Source organism: Gilliamella sp. A7, from assembly GCF_002142015.1.
Classification (GTDB): domain Bacteria; phylum Pseudomonadota; class Gammaproteobacteria; order Enterobacterales; family Orbaceae; genus Gilliamella; species Gilliamella apis_A.
On sequence record NZ_NASN01000001.1, the window covers coordinates 157,832 to 180,314 of the forward strand.

Annotated in this window: 20 protein-coding genes and 1 tRNA gene; 18 read left to right on the top strand and 3 right to left on the bottom strand. The window is 36.7% G+C overall.

Annotated features, from left to right (window positions below; all coding sequences use genetic code 11):
* Positions 1-44: 44 nt before the first annotated feature.
* From B6D18_RS00760 to xthA, 3 genes are all read right to left on the bottom strand, one after another.
* Entirely contained in the window at positions 45-1,715 is a 1,671-nt protein-coding gene (locus B6D18_RS00760; protein ID WP_086362713.1) for a molecular chaperone HscC, read from the bottom strand.
* A gap of 197 nt (positions 1,716-1,912) precedes the next feature.
* Complete coding sequence (gene xseA, locus B6D18_RS00765) at positions 1,913-3,262, bottom strand: exodeoxyribonuclease VII large subunit (RefSeq protein WP_086362696.1); 1,350 nt, start codon at positions 3,260-3,262, stop codon at positions 1,913-1,915.
* Positions 3,263-3,297: 35 nt separating this feature from the next.
* The gene (xthA, locus tag B6D18_RS00770) at positions 3,298-4,104 is read right to left on the bottom strand and encodes an exodeoxyribonuclease III (protein WP_086362714.1); all 807 of its coding nucleotides are present in this window, start codon (positions 4,102-4,104) and stop codon (positions 3,298-3,300) included.
* A 115-nt stretch (positions 4,105-4,219) separates the two neighbouring features.
* On the opposite strand from xthA, the gene tyrA reads away from it, so the two are divergent.
* The 18 genes from tyrA (at position 4,220) to B6D18_RS00860 (ending at position 22,322) form a co-directional block, all read left to right on the top strand.
* Positions 4,220-5,341, top strand: a complete 1,122-nt coding sequence (gene tyrA, locus B6D18_RS00775; RefSeq protein ID WP_086362697.1) for a bifunctional chorismate mutase/prephenate dehydrogenase — start codon at positions 4,220-4,222, stop codon at positions 5,339-5,341.
* Between the two features lie 91 nt (positions 5,342-5,432).
* On the top strand, positions 5,433-6,770 hold the full coding sequence (gene glmM, locus B6D18_RS00780) for a phosphoglucosamine mutase (protein WP_086362698.1): 1,338 nt from the start codon (positions 5,433-5,435) through the stop codon (positions 6,768-6,770).
* A gap of 253 nt (positions 6,771-7,023) precedes the next feature.
* Positions 7,024-7,806, top strand: coding sequence for a F0F1 ATP synthase subunit A (gene atpB, locus B6D18_RS00785; protein WP_086362699.1), 783 nt, complete (start codon positions 7,024-7,026; stop codon positions 7,804-7,806).
* A 36-nt stretch (positions 7,807-7,842) separates the two neighbouring features.
* The gene (atpE, locus tag B6D18_RS00790; protein WP_371328850.1) at positions 7,843-8,070 is read left to right on the top strand and encodes a F0F1 ATP synthase subunit C; all 228 of its coding nucleotides are present in this window, start codon (positions 7,843-7,845) and stop codon (positions 8,068-8,070) included.
* A 24-nt stretch (positions 8,071-8,094) separates the two neighbouring features.
* Positions 8,095-8,565, top strand: a complete 471-nt coding sequence (gene atpF, locus B6D18_RS00795) for a F0F1 ATP synthase subunit B (RefSeq protein WP_034901512.1) — start codon at positions 8,095-8,097, stop codon at positions 8,563-8,565.
* 13 nt (positions 8,566-8,578) lie between these two features.
* The gene (gene atpH / locus B6D18_RS00800) at positions 8,579-9,112 is read left to right on the top strand and encodes a F0F1 ATP synthase subunit delta (RefSeq protein WP_086362701.1); all 534 of its coding nucleotides are present in this window, start codon (positions 8,579-8,581) and stop codon (positions 9,110-9,112) included.
* A gap of 11 nt (positions 9,113-9,123) precedes the next feature.
* Entirely contained in the window at positions 9,124-10,665 is a 1,542-nt protein-coding gene (atpA, locus tag B6D18_RS00805) for a F0F1 ATP synthase subunit alpha (protein ID WP_034901516.1), read from the top strand.
* Positions 10,666-10,679: 14 nt separating this feature from the next.
* Positions 10,680-11,549: a F0F1 ATP synthase subunit gamma gene (gene atpG, locus B6D18_RS00810; protein WP_086362702.1), complete on the top strand. Its 870-nt coding sequence runs from the start codon at positions 10,680-10,682 to the stop codon at positions 11,547-11,549.
* Positions 11,550-11,596: 47 nt separating this feature from the next.
* Positions 11,597-12,979: a F0F1 ATP synthase subunit beta gene (gene atpD, locus B6D18_RS00815; protein ID WP_034901521.1), complete on the top strand. Its 1,383-nt coding sequence runs from the start codon at positions 11,597-11,599 to the stop codon at positions 12,977-12,979.
* 26 nt (positions 12,980-13,005) lie between these two features.
* Positions 13,006-13,431 carry a F0F1 ATP synthase subunit epsilon gene (locus B6D18_RS00820; RefSeq protein WP_034901523.1) on the top strand — a complete coding sequence of 142 codons (426 nt, stop codon included), beginning with the start codon at positions 13,006-13,008 and terminating at the stop codon, positions 13,429-13,431.
* A 266-nt stretch (positions 13,432-13,697) separates the two neighbouring features.
* Complete coding sequence (recC, locus tag B6D18_RS00825) at positions 13,698-16,907, top strand: exodeoxyribonuclease V subunit gamma (RefSeq protein ID WP_086362703.1); 3,210 nt, start codon at positions 13,698-13,700, stop codon at positions 16,905-16,907.
* Between the two features lie 8 nt (positions 16,908-16,915).
* Positions 16,916-17,713, top strand: a complete 798-nt coding sequence (locus B6D18_RS00830; RefSeq protein ID WP_086362704.1) for a TatD family hydrolase — start codon at positions 16,916-16,918, stop codon at positions 17,711-17,713.
* A gap of 42 nt (positions 17,714-17,755) precedes the next feature.
* The gene (locus tag B6D18_RS00835; protein ID WP_086362705.1) at positions 17,756-18,721 is read left to right on the top strand and encodes a bile acid:sodium symporter family protein; all 966 of its coding nucleotides are present in this window, start codon (positions 17,756-17,758) and stop codon (positions 18,719-18,721) included.
* A gap of 129 nt (positions 18,722-18,850) precedes the next feature.
* Positions 18,851-20,239 (top strand): MFS transporter, encoded by a 1,389-nt coding sequence (locus B6D18_RS00840; RefSeq protein ID WP_086362706.1) that lies wholly within the window; start codon positions 18,851-18,853, stop codon positions 20,237-20,239.
* 19 nt (positions 20,240-20,258) lie between these two features.
* On the top strand, positions 20,259-20,891 hold the full coding sequence (locus B6D18_RS00845) for an MBL fold metallo-hydrolase (protein WP_086362707.1): 633 nt from the start codon (positions 20,259-20,261) through the stop codon (positions 20,889-20,891).
* 107 nt (positions 20,892-20,998) lie between these two features.
* Entirely contained in the window at positions 20,999-21,589 is a 591-nt protein-coding gene (locus B6D18_RS00850) for a biotin transporter BioY (protein ID WP_034901530.1), read from the top strand.
* Positions 21,590-21,591: 2 nt separating this feature from the next.
* Positions 21,592-22,152 carry a YiiX/YebB-like N1pC/P60 family cysteine hydrolase gene (locus B6D18_RS00855; protein WP_086362708.1) on the top strand — a complete coding sequence of 187 codons (561 nt, stop codon included), beginning with the start codon at positions 21,592-21,594 and terminating at the stop codon, positions 22,150-22,152.
* A 94-nt stretch (positions 22,153-22,246) separates the two neighbouring features.
* A tRNA-Asn gene (locus tag B6D18_RS00860) sits at positions 22,247-22,322 on the top strand.
* Positions 22,323-22,483: the final 161 nt, after the last annotated feature.

Sequence of the window (22,483 nt, forward strand, 5' to 3'; positions counted from 1 at the left end):
TATTTTCTGATTAGCAAAGGGGATAATTTTAGAAAAGGTAATGATTATCGATTAAGCTCGCTAAGATTTCCCTCTATCTCACTGCGTACTTGCTCGATTTCTTCCGGATTCTGCTGATCAAGTACTTGCATAAAAGCTTCAATATATGATCCAATTAATATTCGTTCATCACCCAATGACTGTGCCCATGCTCGTTCTAATCGTGCTAATAAAGTGCGATTTGGCATTTCATCACGCGGATGAATCTTAAGTGCAGCCAGTCGTTCATGGCTCTCTTGTTTTTGTTTATCGGTTAACCCTATCGGACTATGATCAATCACTTTACCATGCAATACGCCAGTTTCAAGCAATACCACATCAACTTCGAGTAAACCATTTAGATCATAACTAAAACGAACATCAATCCCTTGTATTTTTTCCATTGGCGTTAAAGGAACTTCAAATTCATCTATTAGAACATTATTTTCTACCCGAGGATTTTCACCTTGATAAACCGAAAGAGTGATGCTTTTTTGCTGTGGGTGTGTCGTAGAAAAAGTTTTTACTTTTGACGTTGGAACAATTGTATTACGTTCAATAATCGGCGTAAATAAACCATTGATATTACCAGAGCTACTTTCAATGCCTAGTGTATATGGGCACACATCGGTAAGAATCACTTCTTCAACATCAACATCACGTAAACGACATGCCGCTTGCACTGCTGCACCTTGTGCAACAATAGTCGTTGGATTAATATGGCGATAAGGTAATTTGGCAAATAGTTTGGTTACTAACTCTCGCACTACACCTAACTGTGATGAACCACCAACTAAGACAATATGCTCAAGTTCATTGGGTTTTAAGCGAGCATCATTTAAGGCCTGTTCAACAGGTGCTCGTAAGCGATTAAGTAAAGGTAACCAAATTGATTTAGCTCTTATTTCATTTAATGAAAATTGCCATAACTTATCTTGCCAAGACCAAGTCAAATTATGTATTTGTTCACCACTTAGCTTACATTTTAGTTGTTCGGCTAAATCTAACAAGCGAGCATAATCATCAACAGGAATATCTGATTGTTTGAGTTCCCATTCGCTTAAACAAGCTTTAACAAGTTCATGAGTAAAATCTTCACCACCTAAATAATTATCACCGGCTGAAGCATGAACCTCAATGATTGGCATGCTATATTCCAACACAGTAACATCAAATGTACCACCACCTAAATCAAAAACTAAGGTATTTCCAGATTGTTCTTCATGTAAACCATACGCCATGGCGGCAGCAGTAGGTTCATTAATTAAACGCACGGCATTTAAACCAGCTAGCTCAGCAGCAAAGCGTGTTTGCTTACGCTGTTCATCATTAAAATAAGCAGGTACGGATATTACTACATCGCGAATCTCTTGTTTTAAAAAAGCTTCAGCATCAGCTTTTAATGATTTTAAAACCAATGCCGAAAGTTCAGTTGGGGTAAATTTTTGCTCACCTAATTCAAAAACTTTACTTGAGCCTAAAAAACGCTTGAATGCCGCAGCGCTACGGCTAGGATGAGTGGTTAAACGTGATAAAGCTGCATGACCAACTAAAATAGAGTTATCTTCATCAATGCTGACCACCGATGGCGTAACAACTTCGCCGATAGCGTTGGGAATAAGCGTTGATTGACCATTTTGCCAAACACAAATCAAACTATTGGTAGTACCTAAATCAATACCTATTGGAGCATGCATAACCACTTTATTCTCTTAGTATTTTTTAATAAATTTGCTGGATATTATATCCTTAATACTATTTAAGATACAATTTTATCCAATTTCGCGCATTAAATTTATTAAAAGTGTAGATTATTAATAAAAACAAAATAGCTAAATAAGCTGCTAATTTTCAATTAAATTATAATAAGTTAATTTTTCAAACCTAAACATAGTTATTGTGAATTAGTTTTTTTATCAATCTCAATAATTTGACTAGTTACTTTGCCACTTTTTAACTGCGTTTCAATAATTTCTCCAATAACGACTTGTTCAACTGTGCGTATCACTTTGTGTTGCTGATTAGTTGTTACTGAATAACCTCGTTCTAGGGTTGCTAGTGGGCTAACACTATTAAGCTGAGATGTTTGTAATACAAACTGATGCTTAGCATCTGTCAGCTTGTTTTGAATCAAATTAATGATTTGTTGCTGTTTTTGTTCAAGGCTTTGCTCATAATAAAGAATTTTATGTTGTGGTGAAACACGAACTAAACGTTTATCAAGTAGGTTATGGCGATAAGATTGCCTTAATAAATATTGCTGCATATTTTCAAACAAGGCATGACGACAAGTTAATAAGCGATTTAATTGTTTTGATAATTTTGCTTGAGGATGCTGTGTTTGTAATTGATGGCGCCATTTATTTAAGCGTTCTCGTCGACGCATTAAATAGTAATCCATCGCCATACATAAATATTGTTCTTGGACTTGCAAACGCTTAATTTGCTCTAGTTTGTCTCGACTTACCAGCTCAGCCGCTGCCGATGGCGTTGCAGCACGAACATCAGCAACAAAATCAGCAATCGTAAAATCGACTTCATGACCAACAGCACTGACAACCGGTAACCGGCTAGCAAAAATTGCTCTTGCGACCACTTCTTCATTAAATGCCCAAAGATCTTCTAGTGAGCCCCCTCCTCGCCCAACAATTAACACATCACATTCTTGACGAACATTGGCAATTTCAATCATCCTTGCTATTTGGACCGCCGCTTCATTACCTTGTACCTGAGTTGGATAGATAATCAAATGCAAACTAGGATCGCGTCGATTTAGTATCTGACAAATATCATGCAACGCAGCTCCAGTTGCTGAAGTAATAATTCCAACTGTACGAATATTATCGGGTAATGTTTGTTTATAAATAGGATCAAACAATCCTTCTTCTGACAGTTTTTGTTTTAACTGTTCAAATTTTTGTTGTAACAATCCCGCACCTGCGGGTTGCATTTTATTAATGACTAATTGATACTCGCCACGTGCTTCATAAAGCGTTACCGAAGCATTTACCAACACTTGTTGACCATTTTGTGGAGTAAATCCAGTGCGAAAATTACTATTACGAAACATAGCACAACGCACTTGAGCAACTTCATCTTTTAGTGTGAAATACCAATGGCCAGAAGAAGGGCGAGAAAAATTAGAAATTTCCCCCACTAACCAAATTTGTCCAATAGCATCAGAAAGCAGATCTTTAACCATTTGGTTAAGATCTTTAACCGATAAAATCGAACTGCTTTGCATACTATTATCCTTATGGTTGAAGTTGAAGTTGAAGTTTAATCTAAATCAAATTGTGCCCAGATCGGTGCATGGTCAGATGGCTTTTCCATGCCACGAATATCATAATCGATACCGGTTTGCTGACAATATTGCTGTAACTTTTGGCTGGCTAATATTAAATCAATTCTTAATCCAGTTTCACTATCAAACCCTTTAGAACGATAATCAAACCATGAATATCTTTGCGATTCAGGATTAGCATGACGATAAGTATCAGTATAACCAAGAGACATTAAATTATTTATCCATTCGCGCTCTTCAGGTAAAAAAGAACATTTACCAGTACGCAGCCATCGTTTACGGCTATCATCAGAAATACCAATATCTAAATCAGTTGGACAAATATTCATATCACCTATAATTAAGGATAATTGACTATTAAGTTGCTGGCTTTGTATGTACTGATTTAAATCTTGATAAAATTTACGTTTAGCAGGGTATTTGATTTCATGATGTAAACTTTCTCCCTGAGGGAAATAGCCATTGATGACCATTAAATTACCTTGGTTAGTTGGCAATTCAGTCATAATTAATCGGCATTGTGCGCCTTCCTCATCAGTTGGAAAACCACATTGCACTGATAATGGTTTTTGCTTAGTCAATAATGCCACGCCATAATGCCCTTTTTGACCATGATAATGTAAGTGATAACCGAACTGTGCCAGTTCCTCAACTGGAAATTGATCATTATGAACTTTGGTCTCTTGTAAGCCAATGATATCCGGCTGATGTTTATCAATAATCGCTGCTAATTGGTGAATTCTAGCCCGAAGACTATTAATATTAAATGAGATAACTTTAATCATAAATTTATTGTATTTGATTTAATTTTGCTATTAACCCATGCTACCAAAAATACGTTATACTGTTAAGTAATTACAGTAAAAGCTATAACTTGTGATAAAGGATCCAGCAAATATGTCAAAGGAATTACTTGCATTGCGCAATAAAATTGATGAAGTTGATAAATCAATTTTATCTTTAATTAGTCAGCGACTAGCATTAGTCGCCGAAGTTGGTGAAGTGAAAAGCGAGCATGGAATTCCAATTTACGATCCAAAACGTGAAGCGGATATGTTAGCTAAACGAAAACAAGAAGCCGAAGATTTAGGTATATCGCCCGCGCTAATTGAAGATATTTTACGTCGTTTAATGCGTGAGTCTTATATTAGTGAAAATGATAAGGGGTTTAAAAAAGTTTACTCCGGTAAAGGATCAATTGTTATTATTGGCGGTAATGGCCAAATGGGCCGACTATTTGCCAGATTATTTACTTTATCTGGTTACCAAGTCAAAACACTAGGTTCAAAAACAATGCATCAAGCTGCAGAAGTAGTCGCTGATGCAGCTGCTGTTATTGTGACCGTGCCTATCAACAAAACTTGTGAAATTATTGAACAATTACCACCACTACCTAAAGACTGCATTTTAACTGATTTTACTTCAATCAAAGTCAAACCGTTACAAGCGATGTTAACTAAGCATGCAGGCCCTGTAGTTGGCTTACATCCTATGTTCGGCCCTGATGTACCTAATTTAGCTAAACAAGTTATTGTTTACTGCCAAGGACGATATCCAGAACAATACCAATGGTTAATTGAACAAATGCGAATTTGGGGTGCAAATTTATGTGCGATTGATGCAAAAGAGCATGATAAATGCATGTCATTTATTCAAGCATTGCGTCATTTTACTTCATTCTCATATGGTGTAAATTTACAACGAGAACACGCTGATTTAGATCAACTAATTACCCTATCATCACCAATTTATCGACTTGAGTTAATGATGGTAGGTCGTTTATTTGCTCAAGATCCAGAACTTTATGCTGATATCATTATGGCATCAGATGCCAATATTGAATTAATTAAACGTTACTATCAATGTTTTGGGCAAATGGTTGAGTTAATCGAACAAAGAGATAAAACAAAATTCATTGAGAATTTTAATGAAGTAACAAAATGGTTTGGTAATTATGCCGAGCGTTTTATTAAAGAAAGCCAAGTATTATTGAAGTTTGCTAACGACAATCGAGAATAGTTTAGCTAAGCGCTTTTGTAATAATACCAGTAACGTTAACATTATCGCGCTGGTAATGTGTTAAATAAAAAATTCAGTATGAGGAAATAACATGTCTAATCGGAAATATTTTGGGACAGATGGTATTCGTGGAAAAGTTGGAGAATATCCTATAACACCTGATTTTGCTCTCAAATTAGGTTGGGCTGCTGGGCGAGTACTGGCTAAAGATGGTGTAAAAAAAGTCATTATCGGTAAAGATACTCGCATTTCAGGTTACATGCTGGAATCAGCATTAGAAGCAGGATTTGCTTCGGCGGGTGTAGCAGCTGCATTTACTGGACCAATGCCAACGCCAGCGATTGCTTATTTAACCCGCACGTTTCGTGCTGATGCAGGTGTAGTCATTTCTGCTTCGCATAATCCTTTCTATGATAATGGCATTAAGTTTTTCTCAAACGAAGGACGCAAACTTGATGATGCAATTGAGTTAGAAATCGAAACACAATTAGAAAAAGAGATCGATTGCGTCGAATCAAAACAGTTAGGTCGAGCCAGTCGAATAACCGATGCTGCTGGTCGATATATTGAATTTTGTAAAAGTACTTTTGATCACGATTTAAGTTTATCAGGCCTAAAAATTGTGGTGGATTGTGCCAATGGTGCCACTTATCACATTGCCCCGAAAGTACTACGTGAACTTGGCGCTGAAGTGATCAAAATTGGCTGTGACCCAGATGGAGTTAACATCAATGAAAATTGTGGTGCCACTGATGTAAAAGCTTTAACTGAGCAGGTTATCAATGAAAAAGCCGATTTAGGTTTTGCCCTTGATGGTGATGGCGATCGTATTATTATGGTTGACCATAAAGGTAATAAAATTGATGGTGATTTAATTATTTATATCATCGCTCGAGAAGCATTAAGACAAGGTCAGCTTAAAGGTGGCGTGGTCGGCACCTTAATGAGTAATATGGGATTAGAAATCGCCCTTAAAAATCTTGGTATTCCATTTGTAAGAGCTAAAGTTGGCGATAGACATGTACTTGAAATGCTAGTTGAAAAAAATTGGCGATTAGGTGCAGAAAATTCTGGTCACGTTCTACTACTGGATAAAACCACTACTGGTGATGGTATTGTTGCTGGCTTACAAGTTTTAGCAGCAATGGTACGCAATGATATGTCATTAGCTGATTTATGTAGTGGTATGACAATGTTGCCACAAGTATTAATTAATGTCCGTTTTTCAGGAAAACATGATCCATTAGCGAATACCGAGGTTAAATCAACTATTGAACAAGTAGAACAACAACTTGGTAATAACGGACGAGTGCTAATTCGTAAATCAGGTACAGAGCCTCTTATTAGAGTGATGGTTGAAGGCAGCAATCAGTCACAAGTTCAGCAACTTGCCGAACAAATAGCAAATGGGGTTAAACAATCAAATTAGCCTATTTTTTCTTCATTAATTAGGCAATTGGTGAAAATTATTTCGAATAAAGTGATTATTAAAGCTGTTATTCTTTACGCAAAATTAGTAAAAAGTGTCTAAATTCTTTATTTTTTTAATCAGTTGTTGACTTAATATAGGCAATTAGGTTTAAAATAACAGCTTCGGTTATTGCAGTAATTGTTTATACCTTTTAAGGTGAAAAATATAACAAGCTGTAGTTTTTATTTTTAAAAATAGGTAAGAGGGTTATATGGCAGTTTCCTCTCCAGCTTCACCGCAAGCTTATATAAAACACCATCTAGAGAATTTGCAAGTCGGTTCTGGTTTTTGGACCTTTAATCTTGATTCATTGTTCTTTTCAATTTTACTTGGTGTGCTGTTTTTATGGATTTTCCATCGTGTTGCAAGGAAAGCAACGAGTGGTGTACCAGGTAAACTTCAATGTGCAGTCGAGATGATCTTTGAATTTGTCAATAATACCGTCAAAGACATGTTTACTGGCCAAAATAAACTTATTGCTCCTTTAGCGCTTACTGTGTTTATTTGGGTGTTTTTAATGAACTTACTAGATCTGATCCCCGTTGATTTCCTACCTTACGCAGGGCAATATTTAGGTCTATCGCATTTAAGAGTTGTACCGACAGCTGACGTTAGTATTACTATGTCAATGTCATTAGGTGTTTTTGCACTTATCATCATCTATTCGATCAAATATAAAGGGATTACAGGTTTTATTAAAGAATATACTTTACATCCTTTTAATCATTGGGCGTTTGCACCAATTAACTTAGTCCTAGAGCTTGTTAGCTTATTAGCAAAACCTGTTTCTTTAGGATTACGACTCTTTGGTAACATGTATGCTGGTGAACTTATCTTCATCTTAATAGCAGCGTTATTACCTTGGTGGTCACAATGGGCATTATCACTACCATGGGCTATATTCCATATTTTGATAATCACTTTACAAGCATTTATTTTTATGGTGTTGACGATTGTCTATTTAGCGATGGCTTCGGCAACAGAAGATCATTAATTTTAACTTTTTTTAGATAATAAACTGGAGTATATAATGGAAATTTTATATGTAGCCGCAGGCTTAATGATGGGATTAGCTGCAATCGGTGGTGCAGTTGGTATTGGTCTATTAGGTGGTAAATTCTTAGAAGGTGCTGCTCGCCAACCAGAATTAATGCCTATGTTACGTACCCAATTCTTTATCGTTATGGGCCTAGTTGATGCGATCCCTATGATTTGTGTAGGTATTGCACTATTTGTCATTTTTGCTGTTGCTGGTTAATAATAATTTAAGAGGAATTGTCTCATGAATATGAACGCAACTCTCCTCGGCCAAGCAATTACATTTGTATTGTTTGTTTGGTTCTGTATGAAGTTTGTTTGGCCACCCGTTATCCGAGCGATTGAAAAACGCCAAAAAGAGATAGCAGATGGACTTGCTTCAGCAGAAACAGCAAAAAAAGATTTGGAATTAGCCAAAGCAAATACATCTGACATAATGCAACAGGCTAAGGTTGAGGCTAATGCAATTATTGAGCAAGCGAATAAACGCAAAGCAGCCATTCTTGAAGAAGCACAACAAGAAGCTTCTCGTGAAAAAGAAAGGATTGTTGCTCAAGGACTTGCTGAAGTTGAAGCTGAGCGCAAACGCGCTAGAGAAGAGCTTAAACAACAAGTCGCTACACTCGCTATTGCCGGTGCAGAAAAAATTATTGAACGTTCTGTTAATGAAGCCGCTAACAGCGACATCATTGATAAACTCGTAGCTGAACTATAAGGAGAATAGAGCAATGGCTGACTTAATTACGATTGCTCGCCCTTATGCTAAAGCTGCTTTCGACTTTGCTGTTGAAAAAAATAGCATCGAATCATGGCATAAAATGTTGGTGTTAACATCTGAAGTGAGCAAAGATGCTCAAATAAGAAGTATCTTAACATCTGACATGAAAACTGATTCAGTGGCTAACTTACTCATCAATATCTGTAAAGATGTATTAGATGAGTTTAGCACTAATTTTATTAAAGTTATGGCTGAAAACAAACGATTATCTCTACTTCCTGAAGTGTTAAGTTTGTTTGAGCAATACTGTTTAGATAAAGAAGCACAAGCAGATGTTGAGGTAATTTCTGCTAACGAGCTTACCAGTGAACAACTTGATAAAATTTCTTTCGCAGTCGAAAAACGTTTATCACGAAAAGTAAAACTAAAATGTCATATTGATAAATCGCTCATTTCTGGTTTTATTATTCGTACGGGCGATATGGTTATTGATAGTAGTATCAGAGGGCGTCTAAATCGACTAAATGACGCTCTACAGTCTTAAGGGGACTGATAATGCAGCTAAATTCAACTGAAATAAGTGAACTAATTAAAGAGCGGATAGCTCAGTTCAATATTGTGAGTGATGCTCACAATGAAGGAACTATCATTTCTGTAAGTGATGGTATTCTTCGAATCCACGGATTAACTGATGTAATGCAAGGTGAAATGATTGCATTACCAGGCAACCGTTATGCAATGGCATTAAACCTTGAAAGAGATTCTGTTGGTGCTGTGGTCATGGGACCATACGAAGACTTATCTGAAGGGATGAAAGTGCAATGTACTGGCCGTATTTTACAGGTACCAGTAGGTGATGGTTTATTAGGCCGTGTTATTAATACCCTAGGTGAACCAATTGATGGTAAAGGTTCTATTCAACATGATGGATTTTCACCAGTAGAGGTGGTTGCTCCAGGTGTTATCGACCGTCAATCAGTTGACCAAGCATTACAAACTGGTTACAAAGCGGTTGACTCAATGATTCCAATTGGTCGTGGTCAACGTGAACTTATTATCGGTGACCGTCAAACAGGTAAAACGGCATTAGCAATTGACGCCATTATTAATCAACGTGACTCTGGTGTTAAATGTATCTATGTTGCAATCGGTCAAAAACAATCAACTATTGCTAACGTAGTGCGTAAACTTGAAGAGCATGGTGCACTTAAAAACACAATTGTGGTTGTGGCATCAGCATCTGAATCTGCAGCATTACAATACTTAGCACCTTACGCTGGTTGCGCCATGGGAGAATACTTCCGTGATCGCGGTCAAGATGCATTAATTGTTTATGATGATTTATCAAAACAAGCGGTTGCTTATCGTCAAATTTCATTATTACTTCGTCGTCCACCTGGACGTGAAGCTTACCCGGGTGATGTATTTTATCTTCACTCTCGTTTACTTGAACGTGCAGCTCGGGTTAACGAAGCTTATGTTGAGGAATTCACTAAAGGCGAAGTAAAAGGTAAAACAGGTTCATTAACTGCATTACCAATTATCGAAACTCAAGCAGGTGACGTTTCAGCGTTCGTACCAACTAACGTAATTTCGATTACTGATGGTCAGATCTTCCTTGAAACTAGTTTATTTAACTCAGGTATTCGCCCAGCGGTAAACCCTGGTATTTCGGTTTCTCGTGTTGGTGGTGCTGCGCAAACTAAGATAATGAAAAAATTATCTGGTGGTATTCGTACCGCACTTGCACAATATCGTGAATTAGCAGCATTCTCACAATTTGCTTCTGATTTAGATGAAGCAACAAGAAACCAATTAAGCCATGGCGAAAAAGTAACTGAATTACTCAAACAAAAGCAATACTCACCAATGACTGTTGCTGAGCAATCAATTGTACTTTACGCTGCGGAGCGTGGTTATCTTGAAGATGTTGAACTTGCTAAAGTATTATCATTTGAAACAGCACTTCTTGCTTATGCCCATAGTCAATATGCCGATTTTGTTAAACAAATCGACGAAACAGGCAATTACAATGATGAGATTGAAAACAAGTTAAAAGCAATGCTTGAAAGCTTTAAATCAACTCAAACTTGGTAAGGGTGAGGTAACAAATGGCTAATGCAAAAGAAATTAGAACGAAAATTGCCAGTATCCAAAGTACGCAAAAAATCACCAAAGCGATGGAAATGGTAGCTAATTCTAAAATGCGTAAAACGCAAGATAGAATGGCGGCTAGTCGTCCATACGCTGAAATGATTCGTGAAGTAATTGGACATTTAGCGTTAGCTCAAATAGGCACTAAGCATCCTTATTTGGAAGAAAGGGATGTTAAGCGAGTTGGCTATCTTATCATTTCAACCGATCGTGGTTTATGTGGTGGATTAAATATCAATCTTTTCAAAACTGTTATTGCTGATATGTCAGCATGGCAAGAGAAAGGCGTTGAAGCAGATGTTGCTTTAATTGGTTCTCGAGGTGTTTCGTTTTTCTCTTCAGTAAAAACCAACATCTTAACCCAAGTAACCAATTTAGGTGATGAACCAACTTTATCTGAATTAATTGGTCCGGTAAAAACAATGCTTGAGGCATATGACAACGGTAAAATTGATAAACTATATATTGTAACCAATAAGTTTATTAATACCATGTCGCAAAAGCCAACAATACAGCAATTATTACCATTACCGGCTTCAGAAGATAAAGAACTTAAAGCTTCATCATGGGATTATATTTATGAGCCTGATGCAAAATCATTATTAGATGTGATTTTACGTCGTTATATTGAATCACAAGTCTATCAAGCGGTGGTTGACAATTTAGCGAGTGAACAAGCAGCAAGAATGGTGGCCATGAAGGCAGCAACCGATAACGGTGCAAATTTAATTAATGAATTACAAATTGTGTATAACAAAGCCCGTCAAGGTGCGATCACAAATGAATTAATTGATATTGTATCTGGTGCAGCTGCTGTTTCAGGTTAGTGCTAAATATTGGCTTATAGTTAAGAAAAAGACGTAGAGGATTAAAAATGGCTACTGGAAAGATTGTCCAGATCATCGGTGCGGTGGTTGATGTCGAATTCCCAGAAGATGCAGTACCAAAGGTATATGATGCATTAGAAGTGGAAACTGGCACTGATAAATTAGTTCTGGAAGTTCAGCAACAATTAGGTGGTGGTGTTGTATGTTGTATCGCAATGGGCTCATCTGATGGTTTAAGACGTGGACTTAAAGTAGTAAATACTGGTCACGGCATTGAAGTTCCTGTAGGAACAAAAACTCTTGGCCGTATAATGAACGTACTAGGTGATCCTGTTGATAAAGCAGGTCCAATTGGTGAAGAAGAGCGTTGGGCAATTCACCGTGCAGCACCAACATACGAAGAGTTGGCTAACTCAACAGAATTACTTGAAACTGGTATCAAAGTTATCGACTTAATTTGTCCATTTGCAAAAGGTGGTAAAGTCGGTCTATTTGGTGGTGCCGGTGTTGGTAAAACTGTAAACATGATGGAATTAATTCGTAACATCGCTATCGAGCACTCAGGTTACTCAGTATTTACTGGTGTAGGTGAACGTACTCGTGAAGGTAACGACTTCTATCATGAAATGAAAGAATCAAACGTACTTGATAAAGTATCATTAGTTTATGGTCAGATGAATGAGCCACCTGGGAACCGTTTACGCGTAGCGTTAACTGGTTTAACTATGGCAGAAAAATTCCGTGATGAAGGTAAAGACGTACTATTATTTATCGATAATATTTACCGTTATACCTTAGCCGGTACCGAAGTATCTGCACTATTAGGTCGTATGCCATCTGCGGTAGGTTACCAACCGACATTAGCAGAAGAAATGGGGTTATTACAAGAACGTATCACCTCTACTAAAACGGGTTCAATTACCTCAATCCAAGCAGTATATGTACCTGCCGATGACTTAACTGACCCATCACCAGCAACAACCTTTGCTCACTTGGATGCAACCATCGTATTAAGTCGTCAAATCGCATCATTAGGTATCTACCCAGCGGTTGACCCACTTGACTCAACCAGTCGTCAATTAGATCCACTAGTTGTTGGTCAAGAACATTACGATTGTGCTCGTGGCGTACAGTCAATTCTTCAACGTTATCAAGAATTAAAAGATATCATTGCAATTCTTGGTATGGATGAATTATCAGAAGATGATAAATTAACTGTTGCTCGTGCACGTAAGATTCAACGTTTCTTATCTCAACCATTCTTCGTTGCGGAAGTGTTCACTGGTTCACCAGGTAAATATGTACCATTAAAAGACACAATTAGTGCTTTTAAAGGTATTATGAATGGTGATTATGATCATATTCCTGAACAAGCATTTTATATGGTTGGTTCAATCGACGAAGCGATTGAGAAAGCGAAATCTCTCTAAGAGATTTATAGAACGGAGAGAGCATTATGGCACTAACTTCCTATCAATTAGAAGTTGTTAGTGCTGAATCTCACCTTTTTTCAGGTGATGTTCAGCGAATCAGAGTCACAGGACGAGAAGGTGAACTAGGAATTTATCCTGGTCACACTCCGTTACTGACAACCATTAAGCCGGGAATGGTCGGGATTGTTAAAGCCGATGGTGAAGAAGAGTTTATTTATCTATCTGGCGGTATTTTAGAAGTACAACCAACTATGGTAACAATATTAGCTGACACCGCCATTCGTGGTGAAGACTTGGATGAAGCAAGGGCTCAAGAAGCAGTAAGACAAGCGCAAGAACACATTAATCACCCTAGCGATGATATGTCTTTTGCTCAAGCATCTGCTGAACTTTCAAAAGCCTTAGCAAAAATACGAGTTATAGAATTAACTCGTCGTTTAGGTCAATAAGGATATTGATCACTAAACCAGGCAATAAAAGGCTACAAATTAATAAACTGTAGCCTTTTTTATTATTTGTTGAACAATTAATTGAATTATCACTATCTAAAAAACGCACTTTTTACCTCTAAAAAACCCCTTTCCTCAAAATTTTTATAAAACTATTGGCATTTTATATAGTTATTTAGTTATAAAAAGCTACTATTTAATCATAGCTAGATTTATTAATAGCAATCAGCGATAATCTGATTAATTCTATTAATATTAATGTAACTATGTTCACCATTTATCATTCTAATCAAGTCGATTTACTCAAATCACTCGTTAGCGAATTAATGCGCAGAGATCCGCTAGAACAGGTTTTTATGCCTGATATGGTTATGGTGCAAAGTCAAGGTATGGCACAATGGTTACAAATTGAATTAGCCAATGATCTAGGGATAGTTGCTAATGTTGATTTTCTTTTTCCAAGCCAATTTATCTGGCAGTTATACCAAACTCTGTTACCTAATTCACCTCAGGAAAATAGTTATAATGTCGAATCAATGACTTGGCGTTTGTATTATCTATTGCCAAAAATTATCGAGCGACCTGAATTTGATACCATTAAACATTATCTTAATATTGATAAAGAAGAACGAAAACAGTATCAACTAGCGACTCGAATCGCACAATTATTTGACCAATATTTAGTTTATCGCCCTGATTGGTTAGCCAAATGGGAAAGCAAGCAAACGGTAGCTGAACTAAATCATCATCCTGATGAAATCTGGCAATCTGAATTATGGCGACAACTAATTGCAATTAGTCAACCTTATCATCGTGCCAATATCTATCAGCAAATGTTAGACATTTTATTAGATAATGATTTCGATCGCACAAGATTAAAATCGTTACCGAAACGAGTCTATATTTTTGGTATTACCTCACTACCACCAATTTATTTATCATTATTATCAGCACTTGGTCAACACATTGATGTCCATTTAATGTTTAATAATCCTTGCAAATGGTATTGGGGCGATATTGTAGAAAAACAGCTATTAGAGATCCAAAATACACCTGATAATATTCCTAACCCATTATTAACATCTTGGGGTAAATTAGGGCGAGATAACCTATTTTTATTGCAGGAATTCAATAATAAACAAGATATTGATATTTTTGTCGACCATGAGCGAAAATGTTTATTAGATGCAATTCAGCAAGATATCTTAGAGCTTTATCAAACTAGTGATGTAAAAGCGCCTATAAAGAAAACTGATAGATCAGTAACCTTCCACGCTTGCCATAGCGAACAGCGTGAGGTCGAAGTACTTTATGATTATCTATTATCTGCATTTGATGCCGATCCAACACTCGAATTACGTGATTGTATTATCATGGTTTCAGATATTGATAAATATGTACCCTATATTCGGTCAGTATTCGGTAACGCTGAAGGACAACGCTATTTACCATTCACAATTTCCGATCAAAAAGCGCGTAATATTGATCCAATGGTGCAAGGATTTTTTGCTATCTTAAACTTTACTGAAAGCCGCTTTACCGCTGAAGAGTTATTTAATCTACTTGAAATTCCAGCCATTGCTGAAAAGTTTGCCATAAGTGAGTCACAACTAACTTTATTACATACTTGGATTATTGAATCAGGCATTCGTTTTGGTCTAGAAAATGCTCACAGCTGGCTATTTGGCCTTGAACGGTTATTACTTGGTTATACCATGAATAGTGAACAAGGTGGTTGGCAACAGATACTAGCTTATGATGGTGCTACCGGCTTAGATGCTGAATTAATTGGTCAGTTAGCAGAATTTATAAAATCCGTGCGTAAATGGTTAACCATTCTCAGTGAAGATAAGCCATTAACTGAATGGCAAGGCTGCTGTATTGAACTGATTAATGATTTTTTTGTTAGCAATGACTCACGTGAATCAATTTTATTAATGATTCAAGAAGAGTGGCAAAAACTGATTAGCAGTGGTTTAAATGCTAATTTTACCGATCCAATTTCAATAACTATTTTACATGATGCGATGCAATCACGATTGGAGCAAAATCACCTAGCCCATCGTTTTTTAGTCGGTAAGATAAACTTTTGTACTATGATGCCAATGCGCTCGATTCCTTTTAAATTAGTCTGTTTATTAGGCATGAATGATGGTGATTATCCAAGAACATCTTTACCTTTAGATTTTGACTTAATTGCTCAAAACCCGCGTCGAGGTGATCGTAGTCGACGTATTGATGACCGCTATCTGTTTTTAGAAGCTATTTTATCTGCACAAGATCAACTCTATATCAGTTATATAGGTCGAGATATGAAAGATGATAGCGAACGTTATCCGTCAGTATTAGTCGATGAGCTTTGGGATTATATTGTGCAGTATTATCATGATGCTACTGATAAAGATTCAGATAAAAACACTTCTTTAATTGATAACTTAAGAACGTTGCATACTCGCACACCATTTAATCCACAAAATTTCTTAAATGAACCTAAAAGTTATGCTGATGAGTGGTTACCTGCCGCGTTAAAAGCGGGAGAAACCCAATCATTTATCAGCGATATTACCAAAGTCATTGTGGATAATATCAATCTAGATGAATTAAAACGTTTTTATCAACACTCTATTCGTTTTTTCTTACAAAAACGCTTTAATTTTTATATCAATTATTTAGATGACACCTTGCCCGATGCTGAAAACTTTAGCCTAGATAACTTAAAACGCTATCAACTTAATCTACAAATTTTAAATGAAATGATTGCTAAAGACTCGCAAGGCTGTGATAACTTTTACCAACGGCTTAAGCTAACTGGTGAGTTACCAGACGGTGCATTTGGTGAGATTATTTATGATGAACTGTGTGAAGCACTGCAACCTTTAGCCAATAAAATCATTGAAGAGAGAACCAATCCATCAACCTTAGAGGTAAATTTAACCATTGTGATAGATGAACAACATTATCCATTACAAGGTTGGCTAACCCACATTCAAGCAGATGGTATTTTAACTTGGCGCCCAGCTAAACTCTCGATTCGTGATGGTATTTCATTATGGATTGATCACTTAATTTACTGTATTTTGAATTGGGATAAAACCGACAGCCAAAGTCGCTTATATGGCCGAGAAGACAACCAATGGCGATTTTTACACATTGATGCCCCACAAGCGTTAACCCTATTAACGGATCTCGTTGAAGGTTTTATAAAAGGTGTCAACCAACCACTATTAATGCCATTACAAAGCGCATGGAGCTGGTTGCTTGCTGCATATAATCCAAAAACTGGACAAATTGAACTCAGTGAAAAAGCAATAAGCAAATTATTAACCACTTGGCAAGGTGGCCAATTTCTTACCGCAGAATGTGATAGTTATTACGCAAGGCTTTATCCCGAATTAACCGATGATCTAATAGAACAAATAATACAGTTTGCTCAGCGATATTTATTGCCGATATTATTACATCAAGTCGAAGAATAGGAGGCACTATGTTTATCGATACGCATTGCCATTTCAATTTTCCTGCTTTTGTTACCGATCTCGAGAATTCAATCAATAATATTCGCCAAGCTAAAATTAATAGCTTAATTATTCCTGCTGTATCAGCAACACATTTTAGTCAAATATTACAACTCACCGAGCAATATGGTGAACTTTATGCTGCACTCGGTTTACACCCTATCTATCAACACTCGCCGGCTGATCTTGAACAACTATCAGATATAGTTAGTACTCACCCTACAAAATTAGTTGCCATTGGTGAAATTGGCTTAGACCGTTATGACCAATCTGTTGATTGGCAACAGCAACTAGATTATTTTCGAGCTCAATTAGTATTAGCCAAGCGCTATGATTTACCCGTTTTAATCCATTCACGCAAAACACACGACATTATCTATCATGAATTACATCAAGCTAATTTGCCATGTCGTGGGGTGATCCATGGCTTTTCTGGTAGCTATCAACAAGCACTGCAATTTATTAAATTAGGCTATTATATTGGTGTTGGTGGAGTAATAAGTTATACCAGAGCCAATAAAACTCGCCAAACCATTGCAAAATTACCGCTGGAAAGTTTAGTGTTGGAAACTGATGCTCCAGATATGCCGTTAAGCGGTCGCCAAGGACAAATAAATCGCCCCGAAAACATTGTCGATATTTTTAATATTCTTAGTCAATTGCGAACAGAACAGCCTTCACAAATAATTAACGCTATCTTAACAAATACCTTGACGCTATTTAGTAGAATTAATAGAATGGAAATTACAAATCCAATCAAAAGATAACCATTTAATTATTAATGATTTATCAAGAAAAGGTGATATTTTATGTCGCAGCGCTATAGTCAACTTTTTGTACAATCCATTATTTCATTAACTCGATTATTTCCTTTATGGGCAATTCTTTGTGCAATAGCTGCCTATTTTTCACCTGATACCTTCCTGCCTGTGCGACCACATACATCACAATTATTAATGTTTGTCATGTTTACCATGGGGGTGACGTTAAGTATTGATGATTTTAAACGCGTCGTCACCAAACCGAAAGCGGTCATAATTTGTACTTTACTGCATTATATTGTAATGCCAGTGACTGCGTTAATCTTATCTAAACTATTCACTATGCGACCTGAGCTATTAGTCGGCATGGTTCTTGTGGGGAGTGTTGCTAGTGGTACCGCCTCTAATGTAATGATTTATCTAGCTAAAGGTGATGTAGCATTATCAGTTACTATTTCATCGGTATCAACACTGGTTGGCGTTGTAGTCACCCCATTACTCACATTATTGTTAGTAGGTACTACCGTTGAAGTTCCGGTTTGGGATATGTTGGTACATATTGTCCAAATTGTTCTCGTCCCTATTCTTTTAGGTTTAATTGTCCACCATTTTTTAAACCCTTTGGTAAAAAAATGTGAACGATTCTTACCACTGTTGTCGATGCTTTGTATCTTATTAATTATTTGTATTGTTGTTGCCGGTAGTCATGCTCTCATTGCTCAAGTAGGTATAACCGTTATCTTTGCCGTCATTATTCATAATGGTATTGGTTTACTTGGTGGTTATTGGGGCGGTCGTTTATTTGGTTTTGACGAGTCCACTTGTCGAACCATGTCCTTAGAGGTAGGCATGCAAAACTCAGCGTTAGCTGCAACATTAGGTACAACCTACTTTTCAGCATTATCGGCATTACCTGCTGCGGTCTTTTCTGTTTGGCACAATATTTCGGGTTCACTATTGGCTGGTTATTGGCAAGGAAAACCTGTTAAAAATAAGAAAAAATCCAGCAATTAACAGAGCATATTGTAAAATAGCATTCATTAGCTCTCTCACTCAATCATACCAGATGAGTCAGAGAGTATAATCTTAGGATTAATAAAACTCCTCTGCTTCCAGCATATCAATCAATTTTAGGCTGAACAAATGAATAGCGAACTACAGTTACCACCTTTTGTCTATCGTATATTACCTTGGATTGCTGCATTTGCTTTTTTTATGCAATCACTCGATACCTCAATTCTAAATACTGCTTTGCCAACTATGGCCAAAGATCTTAATGAATCCCCCCTGAACATGCAGTCAGCGGTAATCTGTTATGCACTAACATTAGCACTATTTATTCCGGTAAGTGGCTTTCTTTCAGATAAATTTGGTACCCGAAATATCTTTGTACTAGCAGTATCACTCTTTACAATAGGTTCATTACTATGTGCTTTATCCAATTCATTAATTTTCTTAGATATATCAAGAGTAATTCAAGGTATTGGTGGTTCAATGATGGTACCAGTTTCTCGCTTAGTTTTGATTAAAGCATTTAAACGTAACCAGTTTTTAGCGGCATTAAATACCGCAACAATTCCAGGATTAATCGGACCAGTACTAGGGCCGGTTTTAGGCGGTTATCTAGTCGATATGGTGAGTTGGCATTGGGTATTTTTGATTAACTTGCCAATTGGGGTTTTAGGGGTATTTATTAGCTTAAAGTATATGCCTAACATTAAAGGCAAACATATGCCTTTTGATTTCTTTGGTTTTCTTTTTATCGTTATTACTTTTATCAGTGCTACCCTTAGTGTCGAATATTTAAATCAAGGTCAACAATATTATTTACCAATAACGCTTGCCATCATCAGTCTGATTTTTTTATTTATTTATCGAACCTATGCGCAAAAAAAATCTGGGCCACTATTTCCACTATCATTATTTACTATCCGGACCTTTAAAATTGGTATTATCGGTAATTTAGTCTGTCGATTGGGCATTTCTGGCGTGCCTTTCCTTATTCCACTATTTCTACAAGTTGGCTTTGGTTATTCAGCAATTTTTGCTGGCATGATGTTAGTCCCCGTGGCTATTGCTTCAATTTGTACCAGATTTTTTATTACGCGGATTCTTGCTCGTTTAGGTTACCGTTTTGTATTGGTTGCTAATACCATCTTAGCTGGAATTTTGATTCTTTTAATGTCATTAATAAACTTAGCGACACCATTAGTAATATTAGGCATTTTGTTATTTTGCATTGGAGGAATCAATTCAATGCAATTTACCTCAATGAATAGTATCACATTAGCTAATTTACAAGGTGAAAGCACCAGCAGTGGTAATAGTTTAATGGCGGTTAATCAGCAATTAGCCATTAGCTTTGGTACTGGTTTTGGTGCGGTATTAGTAAGATTATTCAGCAATTCAACAACTACTATTCACGCATTTCAATTAACCTTTGTTATACTAGGTATTGTGACTATGCTATCAAGCATGATTTTTGCGCAACTAAACACACAAGATGGTAAAAATTTAACGAACCGGCGCTAAGCAATTAAGGGAGAATTATATGTTTCAATATCAGATCATTCCAGTTACAGCTTTTCAAGAAAATTGTAGCATTATTTGGTGTGATGAAACAAACGAAGCTGCCTTTATTGATCCTGGTGGTGAGCCAGAATTGCTTAGAAAAGCAGTGGAAAAACTGGGCATAAATATCAAGCAAATCTTGCTTACTCATGGCCATTTAGATCATGTTGGCGCTGCCGTGGCGTTAGCTAACCACTATGATGTTAAGATCATTGGCCCTAGTCAAGAAGATGAGTTTTTATTCTCTGGACTACCGCAACAATGTATGCAATTTGGCTTTCCTTATACGGATATTTTTTTACCTGATCGCTGGTTAACAAAAGGGGAACAAGTTAAAGTGGGTAACATTACACTTGATGTTCTGTTCTGCCCTGGCCATACTCCTGGCCATATCGTATTTATCAATGCCAAAGATAAAATTGCTTTTGTCGGTGATGTCTTATTCAAAAGTAGCATTGGCCGTACCGACTTTCCTCGAGGAAATCATGCCGATTTAATTTCCTCTATCACAAATAAACTATTTCCGCTTGGTGATGATTTTATCTTTGTTCCTGGTCATGGTCCGATGTCGAGCTTTGGCAATGAACGAATGACAAATCCTTTTTTAGTTTAAAACAAAATTCTCCCAACAAATGTAAACTATTTTATAAAAAAATAGTTTACATACTTTGTTTTTGTATTATTATGACGCTACTATTTAGCTTTTAATGGTAGAAAATAATGAAACAACAATTAACATCGTACTATCCAACTTATATTAATACACTATTCAACTTATCCTCTTGGCAACGCAAGTTGTGCGCAGTTACTTGTGCCGCATTGCTGCTAGGCGTTGCCGCAAATATCAGTATTCCAACCTATCCGGTACCATTCAGTCTACAATCATTAGGCGTGCTTCTGATCGGAGCTTGTTTGGGGCGTAAATTAGGTGCTCTAGCAATTCTTCAATACCTTTTTTTAGGTGCATTAGGATTACCACTTTTCGCCAATGGTAGCGGTGGCATTATGGCGCTTGCTTCTCCTTCTGCTGGTTATTTATATGGTTATGTATTTAGTGCTTATTTAGCTGGATATGCAGCAGAAAAAGGTTACGATCGTCGTTTTCTGTTAGGATTAGTTGCCTTTGCTTGTGCTCACCAGTTGTTATTTGTCTTTGGTGTGGTCTATTTAATGGGGTATTTACATATTTCCCTTAGCGAAGCGATACAAGTAGGCTATTTACCTTTTGTTGGTGTGGATGCACTTAAATTTATCATCGCAACTTGTGTCATGTTTTCATTATGGCGTCACCACGCTAAAAAACATCAATAAAAATGCAAATTGGCGATATTATTTTTCAATCCCAGCATGAAGAAAGCGAATTTAATGAAGCGATTACGCATTCTGGTTCACAGCTTTGCTCGGATGAGATAATCAATCAGATAAGCCATGTTGGGTTATATATTGGCAATAATATCGTCATTGAAGCCACTCAAAAACACGGGGTAATCCAACAGCCCCTTAACAACTTTTTAGCTACCGCTCAATATAATCTAGTAGCAACCATTTATGATGATTCCGTCATTAAAAACGCATTAATGCGAGTACAAACCTGTCTAGGGTTGCCTTATAACCATAGTTTTCGCGAAGATGATAAAGGGTTTTACTGTAGTGAACTGATTACTTATGCCTTCAAGTACCCATCTGGTGAAGATTATTTTCAACGTTATCCTATGAACTTTAGCGATTTAGCCACAGGCCAAATTCTGCCTTATTGGATCAAATATTATCAAGCATTAAATCAAACAATCCCTGAAGGAGAACTAGGATCACATCCACAACAACTCCTCAGACAAAAGACATTATTCAAGACAATCCGAATACTTGAAGCATAATAATCGAGATAATCTGCTACAAAAAACGCATTTTAAACAATTTAACTATTGACATAGTGTCATTAAATCTATAATATGCGCGCTACATTTCGGTTCCTCCATAGTTCAGTCGGTAGAACGGCGGACTGTTAATCCGTATGTCACAGGTTCAAGTCCTGTTGGAGGAGCCAACTTTTCACACAATTTTATCTGTCATAAAAACGCTAAATTTAAATTATGATTTACTATTATTCTAATTTTCATTATTAATAAATTTGTTAAAAATCATAAAGAAACAAGTAAATAAAAATTACTTACTCCATACTACAATTAAATTTATTCAATATGGGAT